Annotated in this window: 20 protein-coding genes; 9 read left to right on the forward strand and 11 right to left on the reverse strand. The window is 33.8% G+C overall.

Annotated elements, in window-relative coordinates; all coding sequences use genetic code 11:
- Together CHB80_RS04140 and CHB80_RS04145 are read right to left on the reverse strand one after the other, a co-directional pair.
- The gene (locus CHB80_RS04140) at positions 1-528 is read right to left on the reverse strand and encodes a GNAT family N-acetyltransferase (RefSeq protein WP_089370156.1); all 528 of its coding nucleotides are present in this window, start codon (positions 526-528) and stop codon (positions 1-3) included.
- Positions 529-691: 163 nt separating this feature from the next.
- Positions 692-880, reverse strand: a complete 189-nt coding sequence (locus CHB80_RS04145) for a hypothetical protein (protein WP_089370157.1) — start codon at positions 878-880, stop codon at positions 692-694.
- A 233-nt stretch (positions 881-1113) separates the two neighbouring features.
- Between CHB80_RS04145 and CHB80_RS04150 the strand changes: the two genes are divergently transcribed.
- Positions 1114-2256 (forward strand): aminotransferase class V-fold PLP-dependent enzyme, encoded by a 1143-nt coding sequence (locus tag CHB80_RS04150; protein WP_089370158.1) that lies wholly within the window; start codon positions 1114-1116, stop codon positions 2254-2256.
- Between the two features lie 492 nt (positions 2257-2748).
- Positions 2749-4161 (forward strand): pyridoxal phosphate-dependent decarboxylase family protein, encoded by a 1413-nt coding sequence (locus CHB80_RS04160; RefSeq protein ID WP_089370160.1) that lies wholly within the window; start codon positions 2749-2751, stop codon positions 4159-4161.
- Position 4162: 1 nt separating this feature from the next.
- On the opposite strand, the gene CHB80_RS04165 is transcribed toward CHB80_RS04160, so the two are convergent.
- On the reverse strand, positions 4163-5026 hold the full coding sequence (locus CHB80_RS04165; protein WP_089370161.1) for a glycosyl hydrolase family 18 protein: 864 nt from the start codon (positions 5024-5026) through the stop codon (positions 4163-4165).
- 177 nt (positions 5027-5203) lie between these two features.
- Between CHB80_RS04165 and CHB80_RS04170 the strand changes: the two genes are divergently transcribed.
- The gene (locus tag CHB80_RS04170) at positions 5204-6004 is read left to right on the forward strand and encodes a TspO/MBR family protein (RefSeq protein ID WP_089370162.1); all 801 of its coding nucleotides are present in this window, start codon (positions 5204-5206) and stop codon (positions 6002-6004) included.
- Between the two features lie 7 nt (positions 6005-6011).
- Here the strand turns inward: CHB80_RS04170 and CHB80_RS04175 are convergent, their stop codons facing one another.
- From CHB80_RS04175 to CHB80_RS04190, 4 genes are all read right to left on the reverse strand, one after another.
- Positions 6012-6710 (reverse strand): hypothetical protein, encoded by a 699-nt coding sequence (locus tag CHB80_RS04175; protein WP_089370163.1) that lies wholly within the window; start codon positions 6708-6710, stop codon positions 6012-6014.
- 160 nt (positions 6711-6870) lie between these two features.
- Entirely contained in the window at positions 6871-7479 is a 609-nt protein-coding gene (locus CHB80_RS04180; RefSeq protein ID WP_089370164.1) for a hypothetical protein, read from the reverse strand.
- A gap of 5 nt (positions 7480-7484) precedes the next feature.
- On the reverse strand, positions 7485-7985 hold the full coding sequence (locus CHB80_RS04185) for an RNA polymerase sigma factor (protein WP_089370165.1): 501 nt from the start codon (positions 7983-7985) through the stop codon (positions 7485-7487).
- Positions 7986-8187: 202 nt separating this feature from the next.
- Positions 8188-8583 carry an endonuclease domain-containing protein gene (locus CHB80_RS04190; RefSeq protein WP_089370166.1) on the reverse strand — a complete coding sequence of 132 codons (396 nt, stop codon included), beginning with the start codon at positions 8581-8583 and terminating at the stop codon, positions 8188-8190.
- A gap of 239 nt (positions 8584-8822) precedes the next feature.
- Here CHB80_RS04190 and CHB80_RS04195 point away from each other — a divergent pair, with 239 nt between their 5' ends.
- From CHB80_RS04195 to CHB80_RS04215, 5 genes are all read left to right on the forward strand, one after another.
- Entirely contained in the window at positions 8823-9743 is a 921-nt protein-coding gene (locus CHB80_RS04195; protein WP_089370167.1) for a hypothetical protein, read from the forward strand.
- A gap of 135 nt (positions 9744-9878) precedes the next feature.
- Complete coding sequence (mfd, locus tag CHB80_RS04200; protein ID WP_089370168.1) at positions 9879-13253, forward strand: transcription-repair coupling factor; 3375 nt, start codon at positions 9879-9881, stop codon at positions 13251-13253.
- Between the two features lie 10 nt (positions 13254-13263).
- Entirely contained in the window at positions 13264-13857 is a 594-nt protein-coding gene (locus CHB80_RS04205) for a hypothetical protein (RefSeq protein WP_089370169.1), read from the forward strand.
- On the forward strand, positions 13854-14540 hold the full coding sequence (locus CHB80_RS04210; RefSeq protein ID WP_179218081.1) for a DUF2490 domain-containing protein: 687 nt from the start codon (positions 13854-13856) through the stop codon (positions 14538-14540). The genes CHB80_RS04205 and CHB80_RS04210 overlap by 4 nt, the downstream gene beginning before the upstream one ends.
- Positions 14541-14736: 196 nt before the next feature.
- A complete protein-coding gene (locus CHB80_RS04215) occupies positions 14737-17571 on the forward strand; it encodes a M16 family metallopeptidase (RefSeq protein ID WP_089370171.1) in 2835 nt (944 codons plus the stop codon).
- 113 nt (positions 17572-17684) lie between these two features.
- On the opposite strand, the gene CHB80_RS04220 is transcribed toward CHB80_RS04215, so the two are convergent.
- The gene (locus CHB80_RS04220; RefSeq protein ID WP_089370172.1) at positions 17685-18542 is read right to left on the reverse strand and encodes a TraB/GumN family protein; all 858 of its coding nucleotides are present in this window, start codon (positions 18540-18542) and stop codon (positions 17685-17687) included.
- Between the two features lie 222 nt (positions 18543-18764).
- Between CHB80_RS04220 and CHB80_RS04225 the strand changes: the two genes are divergently transcribed.
- Positions 18765-19595 (forward strand): helix-turn-helix domain-containing protein, encoded by an 831-nt coding sequence (locus tag CHB80_RS04225; protein WP_229746874.1) that lies wholly within the window; start codon positions 18765-18767, stop codon positions 19593-19595.
- A gap of 323 nt (positions 19596-19918) precedes the next feature.
- On the opposite strand, the gene CHB80_RS04230 is transcribed toward CHB80_RS04225, so the two are convergent.
- From CHB80_RS04230 to CHB80_RS04240, 3 genes are all read right to left on the reverse strand, one after another.
- The gene (locus tag CHB80_RS04230) at positions 19919-21034 is read right to left on the reverse strand and encodes a T9SS type A sorting domain-containing protein (protein WP_179218082.1); all 1116 of its coding nucleotides are present in this window, start codon (positions 21032-21034) and stop codon (positions 19919-19921) included.
- A 92-nt stretch (positions 21035-21126) separates the two neighbouring features.
- On the reverse strand, positions 21127-22245 hold the full coding sequence (locus CHB80_RS04235; protein WP_089370174.1) for a helix-turn-helix domain-containing protein: 1119 nt from the start codon (positions 22243-22245) through the stop codon (positions 21127-21129).
- Positions 22246-22257: 12 nt separating this feature from the next.
- Complete coding sequence (locus CHB80_RS04240; protein WP_089370175.1) at positions 22258-23709, reverse strand: S41 family peptidase; 1452 nt, start codon at positions 23707-23709, stop codon at positions 22258-22260.
- Between the last annotated feature and the right edge of the window lie 82 nt (positions 23710-23791).

The following is a 23791-nucleotide window of genomic DNA, read 5'->3' on the forward strand; positions in this document are numbered from 1 at the left end:
TTATTTTTCTAATTCAAACCAAGCTAGCATAATATCTTCAGGTTCGTAGAAAAAGTCATCTTTACGCTCAAGCCCTATTTTTTCTAGTACACGACATGAGGCACCGTTCCCCAACTCGGCTATTCCGCATAATTTTTGATTAGGGAAATGCTCAAAAAAGTAATCTCTTGCTACAATAGAAGATTCTGTAGCATATCCTTTTCCCCAATATTGAGGCATAAATCGATACCCTACATCATAAAAGTTAGAATGTCCATTAGGTGACCATTCGGTATTCATTTTAAGGCCTGTCCATCCTATCCAATCACCACTTGATTTTTCAATAGCTGCCCAACGTCCTATTCCATACTTCTCATACTGCATACGGATACTATCTATATATGCACGTGCCTTTCCCATACACGAGATAGGGTTCTTTCCTAAATATTCATGTACTAAAGGATCAGTATCTAAGCGAAACATATCTCCTGTATCCTCTATAACAATTTCTCTAAGGATAAGACGTTCGGTCTCTGCATATATTTTCATGTCTAATAATTTTGAGCTTGTATTCAGAGCCTAAAGTTAGAAAATAATTTTTCAGAACATCTCTCAAATTTCTAAAAATAAAAAAGGCATTGTCGTCACAATGCCTTTTTCATAAAGGGGGACTATAGTAATCACTATAGGTATATATAAGAAGGGTAAAATGCTAATTCAAATCCACAAATAAGTGATCCCAAAAATCAGACACTTCATTTGTTTCTTGAGAACTTTCTATAGAATTTACAATAGAAAGCATTTGTAAATTTGTAATATATTTTTGAACATCAAAATCTAATAGTGCAGTCATTTCTTCAAAATGTACGTCCATTTGATTTCTTAAGATTGTATTTTCCATGATCAAATTCTTTATGGTTAACACAATTTTAGACGCCTATTCTTCACACACTTACATATGAGGTGATTAAAAAAAGCGTTCTACATTCATTTTTACGCTCCTAATCTTTAAAATTGACCGTAAAATAAGGTTATCCCATTGGGTATTAATTTTATGTTAAAAAGCATAACAGCTTCAATATTACTCTTAAAATATTCAAATTTGGGGTATTTTTAGCTTATTAATTTTATGCTATGAAACACCAAAAACAACTCTTTTCACTTCCTGAAAATGTCACTTATATAAATGGTGCCTATATGTCTCCGCAACTTAAAAGTGTCGCTGAGGTAGGATTAGAAAGTGTCTTACGAAAAAACGACCCTACTACAATTTCTCCATCAGACTTTTTTACGAATCGTACGCTTTTAAAACAACGTTTTGCATCACTTATTAATGCATCAGATTATCAAAACTGTGCTATCATTCCTTCGGTATCTTACGGCATTGCTACCGTTGCAAAAAATATAGCATTACAAAAAGATGATGAAATTTTATTAATAGATGAACAGTTTCCTAGTAATGTATACGCTTGGCGCGAAAAAGCAAACAGTACGGGTGCCCATATACGTATAGTCACTCCTCCAGATATTTTTGAAAATCGTGGAAAACAATGGAATCAAAAGATTTTAGAAGCTATCAATACTGCTACAAAAGTAGTTGCTATGGGTCATATTCATTGGGCAGACGGAACTTTATTTGACCTCATCGCCATACGCAAAAAAGCACATGAAGTGGGGGCAAAATTAATCATAGACGGAACCCAAAGTATAGGAGCGCTTCCTTTTTCTGTAGAAGAAATTCAACCAGACGCATTAATTGTAGGAGGTTATAAATGGTTATTAGGTCCATATTCTATTGGTATGGCATATTATGCAGATACATTTAATGATGGAGAACCATTGGAATACAACTGGATTAATAGAAAAAATAGTGAAGATTTCAGTCAGTTGATTAATTATCAAGATGAGTATCAACCTAAAGCCGATCGCTTTTGTGTAGGAGAATCTAGCAATTTTATATTAGTGCCTATGCAAATGAGAGCTATTGAACAGCTATTGGATTGGGGCATCCAAAATATTCAAGACTATTGTGAGACTATTTCATCAAAAGCCATTGCACAATTACAAGCCAAAGGATGTTTTATAGAAGACGCCGAGTACCGTTCTAAGCATTTATTTGGTGTGTACTTACCTGACCATATCAAAATGGATGCTGTTAAAGACCGCTTTCGCGAAAGCGGAATCTCAGTGGGTATAAGAGGTGAAGCCATTAGAGTGGCGCCACATGTATATAATACCGCCGAAGATTTTGAGAAATTTGTAGCTTGTTTTTATTAGAATGAGAAAAACGTTAAGTTTTAACGAGCTATTAGAGAGAAGGATGTTCCTTCTAATGGGCTTTTTATATTTGATTGCATTCTCGATGACATCTTATGGTGTAAGGTCTTTTAATCAAACTGTTGGTTATTTATTTGACCCTACATATTATTTTAAAGTGGCCATGATATATGATTGGGTTGTATTTCTATGTATTTATGCTTTGATAGGTTTATTTAGATTTAAAACAAACGCAACACTTTCTAAAACACACCTATTTGCGACACTTATTGTTATTATACTCTTTGAATTTCAGTATTTTTCTAAAAATTTATATTTCAGCATTCTAATTATTTCTTACTTAAGTTTTATTTTAAATATGATCATCAGTTTATATCGCAGGAATAAAATATGAGTTGTATGTTATTCATTTTTTAGTAAAAATCAGCACGTCAAATAATTTTAATGGTCTGAGCAATAGTCTACCTTTGCAGTCTATCTAAATAGACTGAGATGAACAAAGACACTTTAGAGCTTTCTAAAGAAGAAATGAAAGCCTACGGATATAGCGTGGTAGATGCTGTTGTGGCTCATTATGACACCCTTAATGACAGAAGCCCTATTGCTACAGGAAGCCGTAAGGAGATGGACAGCTTATTTTTGGAAGAGGCCCCAGAAAAACCATCAGATCCAAAAGAAGTATTGGATTTTGTGATTGAAAAAGTAATGGATAAAGGTGCCATTGCGGCGCATCCTAAATTCTTTTCATTTGTTCCGGGACCTAGTAATTATATAAGTGCCATGGCAGATACCCTTGCTACTGGGTATAATGTATTCTCAGGAGGATGGTCACAATCCCCACCAGCTGCCGAGCTTGAAATTGTGACTATAAGTTGGCTACTCAAAATATTTGGATTTCCCGTCAAAAAAGGAGGCGGAATTTTCACCAGTGGTGGATCTATGGCCAATCTTACTGCTATTGTAACCGCAAGACGTGTAAAATGTGGTGATGATTTTTCAAAAGCAATTATTTATCTATCAGATCAGGCACATTCTAGTAATATAAAAGCTATTAGAACTATTGGTTTTAGAAAAGAACAAATACGCTTAATCCCAACCGATTCTGAGTTTAAGTTTTCTACCATAAAATTAAAAAACGCCATCGCAAAAGATCGCCTAGAAGGCCTACAACCTTTCTGCGTTATTGGAACTGCGGGAACTACCAATACAGGTACTGTCGATCCGCTTAAAGAAATAGCTGCTATTTGTAAAGAAGAAAAACTATGGTTTCATATAGATGGTGCGTATGGAGGTGCGGCCATTTTAGATAAAAAAGGAAAAGAACTCTTGAAAGGAATTTCAAAAGCAGATTCTATTACTGTAGATCCTCATAAATGGTTTTTCCAACCCTATGAAATGGGCTGTTTATTAATACGTAATCATAAATATCTTAAAAGTACATTTGTAGAGAAACCCGAATATCTAAGGGATGTAGAAGGAAATGAATCAGAAATTAACTTCTATGATCATGGCGTACAGCTTACTCGTCGTTTCAGGGCATTAAAATTTTACATGTCTCTAAAAACATTTGGATTAAAAGCATTTAGAAAAGCTATTTCATATAATATAGAATTAGCCGAAAAAACTGAGAAATTACTCCGTAAAAGTTCGCAATGGGAAATTGTTTCCCCTGCAACTTTAGCTATTATTAACTTCAGGTACAATCCCATAGGAAATAGCTATTCTGAAAAAGAGCTCGATGCTCTCAACCAGAAGATATCTGAAAGCGTTTTAGCATCCAAAGAGGCCTTTCTAGTAACTACAGTATTAAACGGACAAGTCGTATTGAGAATGTGTTTGATCAACCCTCGTACAAGTTTTAAAGATGTAAAAGATACAATTGCACTTTGCGAGCAATTTGCATAAACTAACTTATTGCATCTTTTTGCGTTAAAGCATCTCCAATAGTAGTTGCCCAATCACCATTGGTATCACTAGAGAATTGCCAGTTCATCATACCTCCAAGTACGCCACTTTGTTGGATTGGTTTGATGATTTCTGTAACAATTTCATCCACGGGCATATACCCAGATCCTGCATCATGACTAGTTACTGGCAACCCTATCATTAACTTTTCAGGACTCATTCCTTTTAGTTGGGAGAAAGTATCGTAAGCACTTATAATCTCAGGAGGATTTGCACTCCACGGCGGGTTATTATAAAACTGGACATTTAACCAATCTATCTGACCCCCTACTTGCTCCATAATAGAAACATACCCATCCATACCACTCCCAACTTGTAAATATGGAGGTTGTGGCGCATGAGTGATTACATATTGTGGACTCGGTAATTCTTGTCGTAGTGCCTTGGTTAGATTTACCAAGAGATTTACGCCATTGTATGTAGCTTTTCCCATAAAAGCAAGTGTATCCTCAAAGTCAAGATCGACACCATCAAGGTTATATTCTTTTACAAAAGCAGCAATAGATTGTGCTAATTTTGTTTCTGAACCAACGATGCCATTATAGGCATTGGAGGTCATTTGCCCTCCTCCAAAAGAAATCAATACTTTTTGGTCATTTGCCTTTAATGTAGCTATTGCATCAATAGTATGTTGCGTTAACTTCGGCGGAGACGTAGAAGCTGCCATACCTCCACCTATTTGTAATGATAATGGGTCATTCTCATTTGTATATAAAAAAGCTAAGATTAAAGTGGTGTATGGAAGATGCACCGCTGAGCTAAGCGCAATACTACCATTATTATAATAAGATATCAGTTTTGACATAATAAAAGTGATTTAAGATGTAGCAATTTAATATATATCCTATTGATTATCAACACGTAATACTACGTGAATATATAAAATCCATTGCTATATTTTATGCTGTTTTATTCGAAGTTTATACTAAGCTTGGTCAAAGTACGAAAGCATACGTATCTTTATAAAAACTAATCCATTCCTATGAAAAAGGTATTTGCTATTGTCAATGTATTCTCTGTTATTCTTGTACTATTAGTAAATGGCCTTTCACAATCTCAACGTTGGAATAATACTACAATAGGAGAAATCAGTAACAAATATGACAATCTCTTCACACCTGCTGGATATGCCTTTGCCATTTGGGGATTGATCTTTCTAATGCTTATTGCATATAGTTTATTCCAAATACGCAGGGCTTTTTTTAGCAAAAAAGAATCTCCGTTTATAGAACAAACAGGTTGGTGGTTTGCTATTGCAAACGTATGCAATGCAGCTTGGGTTGTTGCCTTTACATACGAATATGTAGGACTTTCTGTAATCATTATGCTAGGGCTTTTAATAAGCCTATTACAAATTATACGTAATACCAATATGGAACGTTGGGATGCGCCCATTGAGGTAATTGCTTTTGTTTGGTGGCCTATTTGTATCTATAGTGGTTGGATAACAGTTGCTACAATTGCTAATTTTAGTGCCTATTTTGCAAGTATCGAACTTACAGGAGGAGAATTCACACAAATCCTATGGACTATGATTATGATAACCATTGCCGTACTTCTTAATATGTTTATGGTTTGGTTACGTAACCTAAGAGAATTTGCACTAGTAGCTATTTGGGCACTCATTGCCATTTATATGAGACATAAAGATCATATAGAAAGTATTTCGTATTATGCCCTTTGTGGTGCCATTGTGTTAATAGCTATTATCTCATTACATGCCTTTAACAATAGAAAAACAGCACCACATATAAAGTTAAAAGAGCGGTTGCGGAAGAAATAAACACCTGCTAATTTATAAACTCTTTGAATCTATACGTAATACGTTTAACAAACATGCGATCCTCTGATTGTAGTGCTTTTTTTAGTCCAAGAGCAAATGCTTCTTCCAAACCAAGATCACGTAAAATATCAAGTTTAAGGCCTGTTGTAGTATGATCAAAAGTTGTAAAAACTCTTTGATATATGAGTTCTGCAGACACTATATATTGCAATGCTTTTTTTAGTAACTCCTCCTCTTTTTTATACCTGTAAAGAGTTTGAGATACAAATAGCTTATAATCTGCCAGAAATCTAGCTTCAATCATTAATTCCTTTTCAAGCACCACATCTAAAGTATCTAATCCTTTTAGTCCTATTGATTCTAATCTATCAATCTCTTTATCTGTATGATCAAAATACACCTGCAATACTTTATGTAAAGAATTACTAGACTCTAGCCCCTCTATAATTCCGTTCATTTGCATTAATAAACCATATACAATAGTATCTCTATCCGGATTTTCTTGAGACACTTTTTTATAATCTTGATCTAGTTTAATAAAATAATCATAAAGTACTTTCTCTTGGTTTTTAGAAGGAATGATACTTTGATGTTCAAAAGCAGTATCACAATAACCACAGGTATAGCTACCTGGTGTTGTTTCAGAAAAACCACTACTTGCACCACAACTAGGACAAGAAATTTTATACGTTAGCGAATCACTCATAATACCTTACAAGATACAGAATCATATGAAAAATATGTTTTATACTTTAACGCTTCGCTCTCCCTTTGGTCGTAAACCTACAGGCAGGTCTCACAAATTCAATTTCGCGAAAGCGTAAAAAACCCAACTAAAATAAGTTGGGTTCATTATCATTTCTATTTTATTGATCTTCATACGTAGTTAGCACATCCAAATCTGCTTCATGTTTTTTGAGTTTCTTATCATAATCTTTATAAATAGCTTTTGAAAAGAATACAATAACCAAAAGCATAATACCAAAGACAATAGCAGAATGACTTAACTTTTCAGGAGTTTGAAAAACATCAAATCCTTTTGCCCATTTTAAAAAAGAGAGCCCTGCAACACATAACCAAATAGCAACAATAGACATATCATATATAGCGGTACGCGAAGTATGTATTCTAAACTTGGCAATCTCTTTTTGTAATTGGATAAGACTCAATCTTCCATAATCTATCTTTTTCAAAACACTATGCTGAAAATAAGAAAATACCATAGCTCCAGAAGCTACTATAAGCATTAATATATAGGGTACAGAATCGCTTACAAAATAAATCATACATAAGGATATAACCGCATAGACTAATGCCATATTTTTACCTGCAATCGAAACTTTCAGAAGTGTATCAAAGCCTGTTTTTGCTTTATTAAACTCTAGTGCTTTAATCTTTTCTTCATTGACTTTTACACGTTGTTCTAACGCGTCCATATCTTTTTTCCAAATATTTTTTATATCATCTACATTCATAATTTCTAGTTTTTAGGAGATGAAAGCTCTTGCTTCCATCGGTTTTTAATACGACTTATTTTAGTCGCAACATTTGTTTTAGTAATCCCTAAGATATCTGCAATCACCTCATAATCTTTATCTTCTAAATAAAGAAACATCAAGGCTTTGTCAAACTCATTAAGTCCTGCTAACAGCTTACGTAATAACTCTTGCTCATAACTCCTTTCACTAGTCTCAGGAGCTGCTGTAAACTCAAGTAATCCTGTATCTAGTCGTACAGTCTTTCCTTTTGTTTTATACGTTTTACGATAATGTGAGATCGCTACATTCATTGAGATTCTATACAACCACGTGGTTATTGCATAGGTATCATTATACGTGTCTAGAGATTTCCAGATCTGGATTAAAATTTCCTGCTCTAGATCCTTTTTATCTTCATTGTCTGCACAATACATCGTGATCACTTTGTATAAAATGCCTTTGTGCTTCTCAATGATATCAATAAATGTGGCTTTCTTACTCAAGCTGTTTTCATCTTATGGTTTACTCTATTATTCGCAGTAGATTTTAAAAAATCACAAGAAGCTAAAAAAAAATGAATTTTTAATTGAAATATTGAATTTTGACTAGTTACGCTTTCGCGAAATTTGAATCGGCATTCTGATAAGAGAGAAATATTTATGCGAGTCTTCCCTCCTAGAAAGGAGGGCTAGGGAGGTGTTTTTATTAAGAATAATCCTCAATAGGAGGTAATCCATTTTCTTCAAACCTCAAAACGTAATCTTCTATAGCTCGATATACATTTTCAAAATCATTCATAACCTGATCATCAGAAAATCGAAGAACACGTATTCCTAATTCATTAAATCGTTTTGTTTTCTTGATATCTTTTTCCCAAACCTTTTGAATTTCGTGAGAGTATCCATCACACTCTATCACAAGTTGTAGTTTATTACAGAAAAAATCTGCTATATATTCATCAATAGGTTTCTGTCTATGAAAATCATATCCATACAATTGTTTCCTTTTCAAACATTGCCACATCTTAATCTCAGATTTTGTCGCATTATTTCTCAATTGACGAGCAAATTCTGTGAGTTTTGGATTATACTTTATAACCATAGTTAAATGTACATAATTTTACATATGTCTAGTACGTCCCTTCTAAGAAGGAGGGATTGAGGGAAGTGTTAATTATATAGTATTATTCTTAAAATAACACACCCCTTACTCCCCTCTTCCTAGAGGGGAAACTGTTATGGGAAAATATTTTAATAACTTATTAATAAGATAGTTGCAAAACACCCACTCTATTCTCCTTTTACATATATATTTAATGTACAATTGATTACAATAACAATATGTCGCTCGGAGAAATTTTTAAAACAGCTAATGACAGACTTAAAAGCCCTTTTTTAAGTTCCTTCATTTTTTCATGGATTGCCTTTAATTGGAAAGCCATTTTTGTTGCTTTAGCTGGAGATGAAAATGTGTATACCAAAATAGATTGTATAGAAAGCGATTATATAGATTTCTATAGTGTATTTTTATATCCTCTTCTTGTTGCTCTTTTCTACACACTAGCCTTCCCATTTATTACTGTGTTCTTTCAATTGTTTACTGAAAAAGCTAGGGTTTTGTCAATAGAAGCAAAGAGTGAACGAGAATTACTTGCAGCTAGAAAAGAATTTAAAATTGAACAAACAAAAGCAGGTACTGATGATTTAAAAGAACTAAATGATCAAATAGGTAAATTAAAAGAAGATCTTAAAAAAGCAAGTTCAGGAAAACAAGGCGATACTGAAACCATTGCAATCCTTAATCAAAAGATTGACGAATTTAAAAAGAATCAAACACAATTAGAAAAAGATTTAAAAGAATCAAAAAAGGAATTAAATACAACTAATATTAAATTTTCAAAGTGGTTTATTAATGATAAAATAGGGAAAAACATTTTACAAAGATTTTATAATATTGTAGATGATCATAAATATGCTGCTTTTGAAAATATCATATCAATAACTAATTTAATTCAACACCCCCTCGATAAATCACCTCAAATTTCTAGAGAAGACTTAGAGTATCTTTTAAATAAAGAAGTTATTGAATTTAAAGGTGATTATAATCTTAAAAAGATTCTAGAGGAAAAAAAACCTCTATCAAAAAAAGTAGTTCCTAATTTTTCAAATGATTTAAAAGAGAAAATTAATTTAACTCAAATTGGTATAAACTTAAAAGAATTCATGAGATACTATAAAGACTTAAACACACCTCCTTTTTAAAACACATCTCTAACCCCTCTTCATAGAAGGGAATACTCTAATTTGAAAAAAATAGAAAACCAATCGTTAATTTTCTATATACGCTTTCGCGAAAGCGTAATTACCCCGTATCTTTGTGTAAAATAACTCAATCACGTGAGTAAAACATCACTCTCGCAACACCTTGCACAGTCTCAGCAACTCCTGAAATTGCAGGATGCTATTGCCCAAAATCACCGAAATATACAAGCGAAAGGCCTTATAGGCTCTTCATTATCTTATACCATAAGTACTGTATATGAGCAGATAGAACGCCCTATTCTCCTTATTCTCAATGATAAAGAAGAAGCAGCATATTACCTCAATGATCTGGAACAATTGCGTAAAGAGGTAAATGTATTATTCTATCCAGGTAGCTATAGAAGACCCTACCAAATAGAAGAAACCGATAATGCTAATGTCCTTTTACGTGCTGAGGTATTGAATCGTATCAATAGCCGAAAGAAATCGGCGCTTATTGTAACCTATCCTGATGCCTTATTTGAAAAAGTAGTTACTCGTCGCGAATTAGATAGGCAAACCTTAAAAGTGAGTATAGGAGACAAACTCTCTATAGATTTCATCAATGAGATGCTTTTTGAGTATCACTTTAAACGTGTAGATTTTGTCACAGAACCCGGTGAATTTTCTGTACGTGGTGGTATTGTAGATGTGTTTTCTTTTAGTCATGATGAGCCGTATCGTGTTGAATTTTTTGGAGATGAAGTAGACAGCATACGTACTTTTGATGTAGAGACACAACTCTCATCAGAGCAAGTAAAGAAAATCTCCATCATGCCTAATGTAGAAAACAAAGCATTAGAAGAAAAACGAGATACGTTCCTTAAATACATTGCAAATAACACCTTAGTATTCATCAAAAACCGATCACTATTTTATGATCGGATTGATAAAAATTTCGCGAAAGCGGAAGAAGCATTTACAAAACTAGATTCAGAAGTAAAACGTAGCTCTCCAAGTGAGTTATTCTGTAAAGGAACACTTTTAAAATCGGAGTTGGAAGGGTTCCAAACGATAGATGTTAGCGCTTCTGTTCCAGATGTAAAGATCAATACATTGGTTGCATTTAATCAACAACCACAACCGTCATTTAATAAACAATTTGACTTACTTATTCAAAATTTAAATGACAATCATACTGCAGGGTATAAAAATTATATCTCTTGTGTAAGTGAGCAACAAGCCAAGCGTTTTCGAGATATTTTTGATGATGCGCAAACCAATGTGGCGCCATATGAAACCGTCGTGATTTCCTTATATCAAGGATTTATAGATGACGATCTTAAAATAGCACTCTATACAGACCATCAGATTTTTGAGCGCTATCATAAGTTCAACCTTAAAAATGGGTATGCAAAAAAACAAGCCATCACCCTCAAGGAACTCACCAATCTTAAAGTAGGTGATTATGTAACCCATATTGATCATGGGATTGGAAAATTTGGCGGACTTCAAAAAATAGATGTTGAAGGTAAAAAACAGGAGGCTATAAAGCTTGTGTACGGAGAGCGAGATATTTTATATTTAAGCATCCATTCACTACATAAAATTACCAAGTTTACTGGGAAAGATGGAAAAGCACCTCAGATATACAAACTTGGAAGTCAGGCCTGGAAAAAACTAAAAGCCAAAACGAAATCACGGGTTAAGCATATTGCATTTAACCTTATCAAACTCTATGCAAAACGCAGATTACAAAAGGGATATGCTTTTGGTCCAGATACCCATATGCAACATGAGCTAGAAGCGAGTTTTATATATGAAGATACTCCAGATCAAAGTACCGCTACCGAGGCAGTAAAACGAGATATGGAGAGTGAACGTCCTATGGATAGATTGGTATGTGGAGACGTTGGATTTGGAAAAACTGAAGTTGCTATACGTGCGGCTTTCAAAGCGGTAGATAATGGAAAACAAGTTGCCATCTTGGTTCCTACCACTATTCTTGCGTTTCAACATGCACAAACTTTTAGAGAACGTTTGAAGGACTTTCCAGTACGTATAGAATACTTAAACCGTTTTAGAACAGCAAAGCAAAAACGAGACGTACTTGAGGGATTAACTAGTGGTGCGGTAGATATTGTCATTGGTACCCATCAACTCACTAGTAAAAATGTAAAGTTTAAAGACCTAGGACTTCTGGTGATAGATGAAGAGCAAAAATTTGGAGTTGCCGTCAAAGACAAACTCAAAACCATTAGCGAAAACGTAGATACACTCACACTTACTGCGACGCCTATCCCAAGAACATTACAATTTAGCCTAATGGCTGCTCGTGATTTAAGTACCATTACAACACCTCCACCTAATCGTTACCCCATAGAAAGTAATGTGATTCGGTTTTCTGAAGAAGCCATTCGTGATGCTGTGAGTTATGAAATACAACGTGGCGGACAGGTATTCTTTATTCATAACCGTATCGAAAACATTAAGGAAGTAGCAGGACTCATTCAACGTCTTGTGCCTGATGCAAAAGTTGCCGTAGGACATGGACAAATGGAGGGCAAAAAACTCGAAGAACTCATGCTTGCTTTTATGACTGGAGAGTTTGATGTATTAGTATCTACCACCATTGTTGAAAGCGGACTCGATGTGCCAAATGCAAATACCATTTTTATTAATAATGCCAATAACTTCGGACTTTCAGATCTTCACCAGATGCGAGGTCGTGTAGGAAGAAGTAACAAAAAAGCCTTCTGCTATTTTATAACTCCTCCGTATAGTGCTATGACCGAAGATGCACGCAAACGCATCTCTGCATTAGAACAATTTTCAGTACTCGGTAGTGGGTTTAATATTGCCATGAAAGATCTTGAAATACGTGGCGCTGGAGATTTATTAGGCGGAGAACAAAGCGGATTTATTAATGAAATAGGGTTTGATACCTATCAAAAAATATTAAACGAAGCCATCGAAGAGCTCAAAGAAAATGAGTTTAAAGAACTGTATGAAGATGAGAACGCTTTCGCGAAAGCGGATAAAGACTATGTAAAAGATACCGTCATTGATACCGATTTTAGTTTGCTATTTCCAGACGACTATATTAATAATATCTCAGAACGTCTGAATCTCTACACACAACTGAATGAAACTAAAAACGAAACCGAACTCGCTGCTTTTGAAGCTATTCTAATAGATCGTTTTGGACCACTTCCGGATCAAGCGAGAGATTTATTAAATTCTGTTCGCATTAAATGGATTGCTACCAAAATAGGTTTTGAAAAAGTAGTGATGAAAAACGATAAGTTTATTGGTTTCTTTATTTCAGATCAGGAGTCAGAATTCTATCAGAGTACTGCTTTTACACGCGTATTACAATTTGTACAAGAAAATGCTTTCCGCGTTAAGCTAGAAGAAAAGAAAACCCGTACAGGATCACGATTATTACTCAAGTTTGGAGATGCCACCTCTATTCAAGCAGTACATGAGATATTGAAGCCACTTATGCCTAAAGTAACTGAAACCTCTTAATGATACAGCTATGAAAAAACTTATTTTCTATTGCTTTCTCTGTATTTCTTTAGGAACATATGCGCAACAAAAGTATGAGCGCGAGTATAGAATACCCGCTTCTGAAGTTCCTCAAAAAGCATTGGATTTTATAGATAGTTTTGACGTTACAAAAAAAGTGAAATGGTATCAAGAACAAGGACTCAACGAGACCTCTGTCGAAGCAAAGTTTAAATTATTAGGTTCTAAATATAGTATTGAATTTTCTGATGATGGTAAACTACAAGATATCGAACGAAAAATACCCTTAAAAGAATTACCAGAATCTATAAAACAAGCGATAGCATTAGATTTGAAAGAAAGATATGATGCGTATGCTATAGAAAAAATACAAGTTCAGTATACGGGAGAGCCAGAATTTCTTCTCATGTGGAGAGGGTTTCATAATTTTCCCGAATATTCTATGGCCACTGCAGTAGCAGGCATTGAATATGGTTATGAAATTATTATACGTGCTAGAACAAAAAACAAAGTACAGTTATTTGAATTTCAGTTTGACAAAAAGGGTCAAAAAATAACACAAAAAGAGATTATTACTAGAGATACAGATATTCTTAAATTTTGAAAAAGTATCACTACATAATCATCATTTGCATACTGGCTTCTTTGAATGCACAATCTCAAAGTGTGACGAATGTAGGGGTCATTCCAAAACTAAATATTAAAAAGAAATTTGAAACACTATGGTCAATTAATCTAGAGATTGCTCCACGTATAGAGCTTTTAGAAGGGGGCACATTAAGCACTTTAGAAAACTCGACATTTTATACACTCACAGATATTACAACAGTTGTTTCTCGCACTGTGGGAGTAAGTAATAGTGTTGGTATGGGGTATTTAACGCGTATTGAAGAAGACCAAAGTACAGCACATCGATTTATACAGCAATATGTACTCATAGATTACAAAGGCACATATCGTATCGCACATCGTTTTCGTACTGATCAAACTTTTAGAAAAGGAGGTGTACCCACTTTTAGAGCAAGATATCGGATCTCTTCAGATATTGCATTACGAGGTCAAACTGTAGATCCCAACGAGTTCTATTTTAAAATCAGTAATGAATACTTAGGAATTCTCAGAGATCAAGCAAATGATATCGAAATACGTTTGACACCTACGCTAGGTTATAATTTTAAAAACAAAAACAAAGTAGAAGTTGGGCTTGATTATAGAATTGATTCCTTTATAAATAGTAATCCTGATCATCGATATTGGATACAAGTAGGCTACTATTTTCCATTATAATGTATACTATCGCTTTTTGTAGTATCTGTATATATTGATATAAGAATACCTACAAAACAGTCATCTTAACACTAAATAACATTTTAAAAGAGTGGTTTTTAAAATTTTATGCATTTTTTCACGTTAACAATACTACTTATGAACTAACTTTATAGTTTAAACAGTATAATCATCATTTATTCACTAAACCTAAAAAATGAAAAAACACATTACATTATTTCTTAGTTTGTTTCTCATTGTTGGTGTTGCATTAGCACAAAACAAAGGAGATGTACAAAAAGCAAGAACCATCCCTGTTGCAGAAATCCCTGTAGATCCAAATGTAAAAGTAGGAAAGCTTTCTAACGGTCTTACTTATTACATCCGCAATAATGGAAAACCTGAAGACAAAGTAGAATTGCGTCTGGCAGTAAATGCTGGGTCTATTATGGAAACAGAACGTCAATTAGGACTTGCCCATTTTATGGAGCATATGAACTTTAACGGTACAAAAAATTTCCAAAAAAATGATCTCGTTGATTATCTACAAAGTATTGGAGTAAAATTTGGGGCAGATTTAAATGCTTATACAAGTTTTGACGAAACTGTATATATTCTTCCTATTCCTAGTGATGATCCTGAAAAATTAGAAAAAGGATTTCAAATAATAGAAGACTGGGCACATAACACCACACTATCTGAAGAAGCAATAGATGGAGAACGCGGTGTTGTATTAGAAGAGTTAAGGCTTCGTCTTGGTGCAGAAGAGCGTATGCAACGCGAGACCTTACCTAAAATAATGTATGGTTCAAGATATGCAGATCGCCTTCCTATTGGAACTAAGGAAAATCTTGAAAACTTTAGTTATGATGATGTACGTGATTACTACAAAACATGGTATCGTCCAGAACTTATGGCTGTTGTTGCTGTAGGAGATCTTGATGTAGCTACTATGGAGCAGAAAATCAAAGATCATTTTGGAAAAATACCAGCTACTACCAATGGAAAAACCAGAGAGGATTATCAACTTCCTAATCATGAAGAAACATTTATCGCTATTGCTTCAGATCCTGAAGCAGCATTTAGCCGTGTAAATGTTATGTATAAGGATCGTAAAAATGCGCAACCTACTATTACTGTAGATGATTATAGAGAAGGTCTTGTGCGTAATCTTTTTTCGCAACTTATTAATAATAGACTTGGCGAACTTCGTAATAGCGCAAATCCTCCATTTGTTTTTGGGTTTTCATTTTATGGAGGCACTTTTGCCAGAACAAAAAACGCGTACCAATCTATTGCGCAAACTAGTGCCGAAGGACAACTAGATGGTTTAAAAGCATTGCTTATGGAAAATGAACGTGTAAAACGTTTTGGTTTCCAACAAGGAGAGTTAGATCGTGCTAAGAAAAGTATTATTGCTCGATTAGAAAAAGCTTATAATGACCGTGATAAAGTAGAAAGTGGTCGTATTGTAGGTCAGTATGTAAATAATTACTTAGAGCAAGAGCCTATTCCTGGTATTGAATGGGAATACGGAACTACAAAACGCCTATTAGACGGTATTACCATTAAAGAGATAAGCGATCTTATTAATGTATTTATCCATAATGACAATCGTGTGATTACGCTTACAGGTCCAGAAAAAGAAGGACTTACACAAGTAACCGAAAATCAAGTACTCGCTCTTATAAAAGAAGTAGAAAGTGCTGATATCAAACCTTATGAAGATGAGGCTGTACGCGAATCATTAATCGAAAAATTACCTGCCGCAGGAACCATTGTTTCTACTACTAAGAATGATGCGCTAGGTACTACTACAATGACACTTTCTAATGGGGCTACAGTTACTATTAAAAAAACTGACTTTAAAAATGACGAAGTGCTTTTTCAAGCCTTTAGCCACGGAGGAACTAGCCTATATTCAGATGAAGAGATAAAAGCTACCTCACTCGCAAATGGAGGAATTACACAAGCAGGAATAGGAGGCCTATCTCTTACGGATATGTCTAAATTTATGAGTGGTAAAATTGCCAATGTATCGCCATTTTTATCTAATGCTGCCGAAAATTTTAGAGGATCTGCCGCACCAAAAGATTTGGAAGTTTTATTTCAAATGGTACACCTATATTTTACAGATGTAAATAAAGATAATGAAGCCTACCAATCGTTTGTTTCAAAACAAAAAAGCTTCTTAGGAAACCTAATGGCAAATCCTAACTTCTATTATCAAGATAAGTTAGGAGCAAAACGTAATGAGGGTAATCCTCGTTATAGTGGCTTCCCTACTCCAGAAAAATATGATGCAGCTGATTATGATTTGGCATATAAGAAATTTAAAGAGCGTTTTGCAGATGCAGGAGATTTTCATTTTTACTTTGTAGGTAATGTAGATGAGGCGCAGGTGGCCGCTTTCGCGAAAGCGTACATAGCATCTCTACCAGGTCTCAATAGTAATGAGTCATACATCCCCACTAAGTTTAGAGAAAAAGATGCGTACGAAAAGTTTGTGGTAAACAGAGGAGCTGACCCAAAAAGTAGTGTAAGTATTACGTGGCGTGAAGAAACTACCTATGATGATCAAAAAGAACTTGCAGCAAGTGCACTTGGAGAGGTTCTTACGATTAAACTCGTTGAAAAATTACGTGAGGAAGAAGGTGGCGTTTATGGTGTAGGCGCACGAGGATCATTGAGTAAGATTACATTTACCGATTTTGATTTTTCCATTTCTTTCCCTTGTGGTCCTGAAAATGTAGATAAGCTTGTTGCTGCTGCACTTGCAGAAGTAGAGAAGATCAAAAAAGAAGGCGTTACTCCTGAAGATCTTGCAAAAGTGAAAGAAACCTATTTGGTAGCTCGTAAAGAACAAGTAAAAACAAATCGTTTCTGGATGAGTAACTTATTGAATTTAGACCAGGAAGATCGCGACCCTAGTTATATTTTAGACTATGAAAAAAGAGTAAATGCACTTACCGCTGAAGCCATTCAGAAAATAGCGCAAGAATATCTTGATGAAAATTACTTTTTAGCAATACTAATGCCTGAAGAAAAATAATCATACATACATATATAAATAAAAAAGGCTTTCTGTTATAGAAAGCCTTTTTCGATTGGTTTGGATTTGTTAGAAAACCCACATATACCAGTACATACAATTTGTAAATGGTATTATTCTACGATTGGTGTTACTGTATATCCTGCCTTACGTAACAAGTTAATCACACCTAGTTCTCCACCTAAATGTCCTGCTCCTACACCGTAAAATACTTTTTGATCTTTAGATAATTCGCCTATTTTACCAATCCAGTTAGTATTACGATTATCTAAAAGTGCTTTTTTAAATTCAGGGTCTTCTTTAAATGACTTTTCCATTATTGCATACAAGCCTTCAATATCTTCATTTTTATAGGTAGCAATCATATCATCAAACTCCTTTGTCATTTTTTCTGGCTCTTTCAGGTATTCTACAATCTGATCTATTTGCTCTTCATAAGGAGTTGTTTCAAAAACACTTACTTGAAACGCTGCTGTTTCTAATCCTAATATTTCTTTTTGATCTTCTTTAGTGCGCTTAATAATTTCAGACTCATAACTAGCCGTTTGCTTGCCCATCATAGCTATTGTAATCATAGAGGTAACTGTAAAAGGCTTAAAACTATTGAAAGCTGCCATCCCAACACCCATATGTTCTGTAAGGTAGTTATCTAGAATTTCGTATTCTTCTTCATCCATATAAGAACTTAATTTCTCACCCTCTTCTAGTTGTGCTAAGGTTTGCATCCCTCCCATCATTTGTGGATCATCCATATCAAGTTCTAACACGGTAACTTCAGTATCTTTTATGGCTTTTTCAACTTTGTCTTTAAACACAAAATCTTCTTGAGGTATTAAATGAAAAGTACCAAATACATAAGAGGGTTTAATTCCATTCCCTTCTACCTTCCATAATAAACTAGACTCTTCTTGAGCAATTAATGAAAATGTACTAAGTACTAATGCTACAAATGCCTTTATTGTGTTTTTCATCTATTTTTTATTTTATAAATCTTACTATTTACATTCGGTCTTATAAGTGTTCATAGTTATAAAATTGTTACAATAAATTACTTAAAACCCTATTCTCACTATAATGGCGGGTAAATGACGGGTGAAATTCAGTACAAAAAATGAAACAATTATGAATCCCGATGTACTATTGTAATGTGAAACTTCTTGTATATTGAGGTACCTATCGTACAAGGCAAATTTATGATGATGAAACAACCAGAATTAGGACGTAAAATAGTAGAGCTACGTCAACAAAAAGGATTTACCCAAGAAGAGCTTGTAGAACAATGTAATATAAGTGTACGAACGATTCAACGTATAGAAGCTGGAGAAGTATCTCCTAGAATATATACTATCAAAACAATCTTATCTGCATTAGATCGAGATCTAGATGATTTACAACAAGATTCTGTATTTGAAACAAAAGTAAAGAAGGCTATGCTTTTAGAAATAGACCCATCTAAGGATGTATCTTTTATTTTTACACAATTACATATAGGATGGATTGCTGGAATATTGAGTATGATTGCTTTTATTTTTGAAACTATAGACGATTGGTCTTATGTAATCAATCAAGAATATTATTTTGGAAAAACATACACCATTGTACTAGGGATTATATCTATCATCCTATTCTCAATATATATGCGGTCTTTTGTACTCATTGGTAATTTATTTAAAAACACTTTTCTAAAACTAACTGCAATTCTATTTATAGTAATCAATGCAATAACAGCTGCATTTTCACTTATAGATTTAGACTTTACAATTCTCCCTATGGAAGGTAATGGCATTTTATATTGTGTATTTATGGGTACAATGTATCTTTTCTTTGGCATGGCCTTGTACAAACTTAAAGGTCTTGGGCAACTACCTGCCACTGCAGGAATTATACAAGTTGTTATAGGTGTAATGCTTCTTAGTATTTTTCTAGCTATTGTAGGAGGTCCTGCAAGCATTCTAGTACAAGGACTTAATGTTGCTATTATTTTAAAAGCAATAGAGACTATTAAATCTCAGATTAAAAGCTAAAGATATTTTAGAAATAAGGTAACTTGTAGATTGTATTAAAATATATAAGCCGAGGGGAATATGCATAACCCTCGGCTAAAGAACCATCAGTTTTTTCGTACTCGATTTTATCTCACTAAAACAAATATGATAATTACGTGATGATTTTATTTATAATGTCACAACCCAATGCTTAATTGAATAAATAACATCACTATATTAAAATCATTATTTAATGCTGGCAATGTAGTCGTAATTTTTTATTTATCCATACAGAACTGCATCAATTTCATTAAACGTCTTCTTTTACATATTAGTATACGAGTATTGTAAAACAATTGTTATTACTGTTTTATAAATTTTTTAGTCACCGTTTTTTCTCCCGTTTGAATTTTAACAAAATAGGCACCTTTACTCCATGTCCCTGTATCTAATTGTACCTCTAATGTCTCTTCTTGAGTAATTCCTTCTTCTGTTTTTACTAGTTGCCCAGATGTTCCGTATACTTTAATACTATACTTTTGAGCAGGTACAAATGTACCTTTAATGGTTATGGAATCATTTTGAGAATTAGAAAACAATTGTATGGTGGTATCCGCTTTCGCGAAAGCGTCCACATTCAAACTTACATCTTGAATGATACGTAGATTTGAAGTGCCTGCATCAGAAATATAAATTCGATCATTGGTCGGATCACCTAAAATACCATTAGGAAAGTTAAAGGTCGCGGTCTCTAAATCACCATCTGCATTACCAGATGTACTTCCTGCAAATAAAAAGATCTCTCCTGTTTCTGGGTCAATTCTATAAATACGATGCTCACCTATCTGTGTACCATATAAAAAATCTCCTTTAGAAGTGAGAAATCCTAACACATTATTTTGAGCAGCACCAGCGGGTAATTGCGCTATCTCCGTCAAGGTTTCGTTATCCTCCAGTCTAAAAATCTTCCGATCATTATAATTAGAGATATACGTTTGATCTCCCACAAATGCAATTCCAGAAGGCCCATTAAGTGGCGCTCCTTGAATCATGATTTCTGACGCATTTGTCTCAGGATCTAGTACATTCAAACTACTTTGATTGTAGGAAACCCACAACATTCTATCTTCTTGTGCATCATATTTTACGCCTGTAGGGTTATTAAGTCCTGTAACGGTATCTAGTAAACTTCCATCAGTATCGTAAATATGTATGGTGCCTCCTCCAGCTTCACATATATATATACGATCATCATTAGTAACTCCTATTCCATTTGGGTTTGTAAATCCTGTAGCAAAAGTGGTTACATTTCCAGTAGAAAATTCATACTTAAATACGCCGTCACCTTGAAAATTGGAACAATACACATCTCCATTTGATGTAATACCAAATCCATCATAAAAGACTCCTTCTGTAACTGTACTTACTGTTTGAGCTTGAGATACTATACAATATAGGACAAAACATAATGTGCTCATTTTTTTCATAACTATTCGATTTTTAAATTGATAAAGTTCAAAGTAAAAACCAAAAAAATTATCTTGCGACAGTCTGGGTACAGAAAGACTTTTTACGCTACTCTTTTACTTTTTATATACTCACTGGGTGTTTGAGAAGTCACTTGTTTAAACGCTTTATTAAACGTCGATTTAGAATTAAAACCAGCATCCAAAGCAATAGCAAGAAGGGTTTGCTTAAGATGTAATCCCTGATCAATACACTCTATAATATCTTGTACTCGGTAGGTATTAATGTAGTCATAAAAAGATTTTTGATATACCTGATTTAATAACCACGAAAGATTATTAGAAGTTGTATTCAATTTTTCTGCAAGTCCCTTAAGAGATAAGTCTGGTGTTTTATAAATCTCTTCTTCTTGAATAAAGAATTTTAATCGTTTTTGTAATCGTTGAATTTCATCAGGTTTAAGACGAGCCTTTTCTTCTTTAATTTTAGGATGCAAAGGCATTCTGAAAATTTCTGGTTGACGCAAACTGTAATACCCAATAACATAAATAAACAACGGAATAGAAACCCATACCAATGGATAATTGAGTACTGTACTAATCTCAGAAAATTTAAATATTCCACTAATAAAGCTAATGAACCATAATACAGTAAATAAAATAACAGTTACTAGTACATATCGTATATAACGACGTATTACAAGCACATAGGAAATTTGATGTTCCATTACTTTTTTATGCTTTTTAAATAACCTAATAGAAGCAATCGTATATCCTATAAAACTTATAATCCCAATAAGCTCTGCAAAAAACCAGAAATAAGGTAAAAATCGTATTTCTTTTATAAAAGCCATTACATTTTCTGGAGCCAAATACACACCTATTGTTATAAATATATGTATACAAGCAATTAAATAGTGCCAAAAAGAAAGTTTAAAAACGGGTGTTTCTTGAAAAAGAAGACGTCGTATATAGCAGTAAATAAGCGGTCCAAATAAAAAGATAGTTACATCTACTATTCCAGCTACATAGTTCACCCATAGCGCTTCTATTCTATACGCCATCACACGTCCAAAAAGCATTATTACAGCAATTCCTATAGTGATAGATAGTACATCATTTGCGGCTTTATTACGGTTATCTATAAGGCGTAATGTGATAGCCAGAAAAATTCCTTGGCTCACTCCTAAAAAGAGAATAACATCTAATAATGTAAATGACATTTCTATAGGGTTTTATTGACTATTGTTTTTAATAAGATCAAATGCATATGCTTTTACAACATCATTTTTTGTCATCCAATCTTCTAATGAAATAATTACTGGATAATCAGGTATAGTACCTCTACCTATATTCTTGGTAGGGTCTACTGCGTTTATATATTTATTTAGAGGAACAGTAACAATTAATCCTCCTCCTATAATTACTTGTGGCATCAGTCCGCTAGTGTTTCCTTGATATCCTCCGGCGCTTTCTTCTCCTATAACTTTGGCCTTTTTATTATCTGAAAGTATAGCAATAAAATCTGCTGCAGAAGACATACAAAATCCGTTAGTAAGCAAATACGTATTACCTTTATAGTTGTGTTTTGCAGGTTTTTGGGGCTTATAGTATTTAAACTCTTTGGTTAATAAAGCACCTTTCCATAAGTAGGTAGAACCTTTTTTTTCAGGCTTGCTATAAAATATTTTTGCTGAGCCTTTACTTACTTGATTTGCGATATCTTCTGTCACTTCAATACGATCCCAATATCTAAACTCTGAATCAAAAAAATAAGAAGCGAGTAAAGCCGCATAACTATCGGTTCCTCCAGTATTATAGCGTAAATCAATAATTAGGTTTTCTGTTTTTTGATCTTCTAAGGTTTTAAAAACATCTTTTATAAAACCTTTAAAATTTTGCCCATTCTCTTTAATAAGTGTCTTTGCAAATGTTTGAATCTTTAAAACTCCAACACCCTCTTTAATTTCAAAAGAAAGCTGTTCTTTATTTGTTGCAGCAAATTTTTCATACGAAGGGAAAACCTCAGGCGTAATGCCTTTTATTTTGTATTCCTTTGTTGTATTTCCTGATGCTACCTTAACCGTAAACGTATCTGTCATCTCCATCATACTTTGATACCAAAATGGAAATCTCAAATTGAGTGCTAATATCTTTTCAGTTTGATTGTATCCATCTGAAGGAATCGCCTTCATCAGTGTTTTTATAATAGATGTGATAGGTTTTCCATTAATAGAGAGCAGCTCCCCTTTTACAGGAACATCTCTATTTTCAGAATGATTTTTTGTAATAAATACTTTTCTATTTTCATCTATATAAATTTCTATTGGAATATACGTTTTTGTTGCTTCCATTGCTTTTTCATAAGCTTCTGGAAGTACCATGGTTGTATGCAAACATCCTATTTGCGCAATGAGTGGTTTTACTTTTCTATAAAAATCTAGGGCATTGAGTGAATCGGTAACAGTTTGTAACGTAGAATCAATAATCACATCAAAACGCTCTTTTGGTGTATACCAATAAAATCCTGGATGTCCTCCACTCATTCCATCTAGTAAATCCCTTGTCCACTTTTTGATACTATCCTGATGGTATTTTTTTTCAAAATCTACAGCTACGCTTTCTTGAGAAAAAAGAGGCTGAATACATAAGGTGCATATAATAAATAAGAGTACTCTTGTAAGCATATAATTCGATTGGAAATTTAGAATTGGAAAAGTAAGTAATCAAAGATAACGCACCTTTATGCTTAACAAAACTATAAGGCTG

Source organism: Dokdonia pacifica (assembly GCF_900188275.1).
GTDB classification, from domain to species: Bacteria; Bacteroidota; Bacteroidia; order Flavobacteriales; family Flavobacteriaceae; genus Dokdonia; species Dokdonia pacifica.

Bases quoted from the DNA above. Each gene is read 5' to 3' on its own strand.
- CHB80_RS04140 (WP_089370156.1), bottom strand. From the start codon at position 528: ATGAAAATATATGCAGAGACCGAACGTCTTATCCTTAGAGAAATTGTT.
- CHB80_RS04145 (WP_089370157.1), bottom strand. From the start codon at position 880: ATGGAAAATACAATCTTAAGAAATCAAATGGACGTACATTTTGAAGAA.
- CHB80_RS04150 (WP_089370158.1), top strand. From the start codon at position 1,114: ATGAAACACCAAAAACAACTCTTTTCACTTCCTGAAAATGTCACTTAT.
- CHB80_RS04160 (WP_089370160.1), top strand. From the start codon at position 2,749: ATGAACAAAGACACTTTAGAGCTTTCTAAAGAAGAAATGAAAGCCTAC.
- CHB80_RS04165 (WP_089370161.1), bottom strand. From the start codon at position 5,026: ATGTCAAAACTGATATCTTATTATAATAATGGTAGTATTGCGCTTAGC.
- CHB80_RS04170 (WP_089370162.1), top strand. From the start codon at position 5,204: ATGAAAAAGGTATTTGCTATTGTCAATGTATTCTCTGTTATTCTTGTA.
- CHB80_RS04175 (WP_089370163.1), bottom strand. From the start codon at position 6,710: ATGAGTGATTCGCTAACGTATAAAATTTCTTGTCCTAGTTGTGGTGCA.
- CHB80_RS04180 (WP_089370164.1), bottom strand. From the start codon at position 7,479: ATGAATGTAGATGATATAAAAAATATTTGGAAAAAAGATATGGACGCG.
- CHB80_RS04190 (WP_089370166.1), bottom strand. From the start codon at position 8,583: ATGGTTATAAAGTATAATCCAAAACTCACAGAATTTGCTCGTCAATTG.
- CHB80_RS04195 (WP_089370167.1), top strand. From the start codon at position 8,823: ATGTCGCTCGGAGAAATTTTTAAAACAGCTAATGACAGACTTAAAAGC.
- CHB80_RS04205 (WP_089370169.1), top strand. From the start codon at position 13,264: ATGAAAAAACTTATTTTCTATTGCTTTCTCTGTATTTCTTTAGGAACA.
- CHB80_RS04215 (WP_089370171.1), top strand. From the start codon at position 14,737: ATGAAAAAACACATTACATTATTTCTTAGTTTGTTTCTCATTGTTGGT.
- CHB80_RS04220 (WP_089370172.1), bottom strand. From the start codon at position 18,542: ATGAAAAACACAATAAAGGCATTTGTAGCATTAGTACTTAGTACATTT.
- CHB80_RS04225 (WP_229746874.1), top strand. From the start codon at position 18,765: ATGATGATGAAACAACCAGAATTAGGACGTAAAATAGTAGAGCTACGT.
- CHB80_RS04230 (WP_179218082.1), bottom strand. From the start codon at position 21,034: ATGAGCACATTATGTTTTGTCCTATATTGTATAGTATCTCAAGCTCAA.
- CHB80_RS04235 (WP_089370174.1), bottom strand. From the start codon at position 22,245: ATGTCATTTACATTATTAGATGTTATTCTCTTTTTAGGAGTGAGCCAA.
- CHB80_RS04240 (WP_089370175.1), bottom strand. From the start codon at position 23,709: ATGCTTACAAGAGTACTCTTATTTATTATATGCACCTTATGTATTCAG.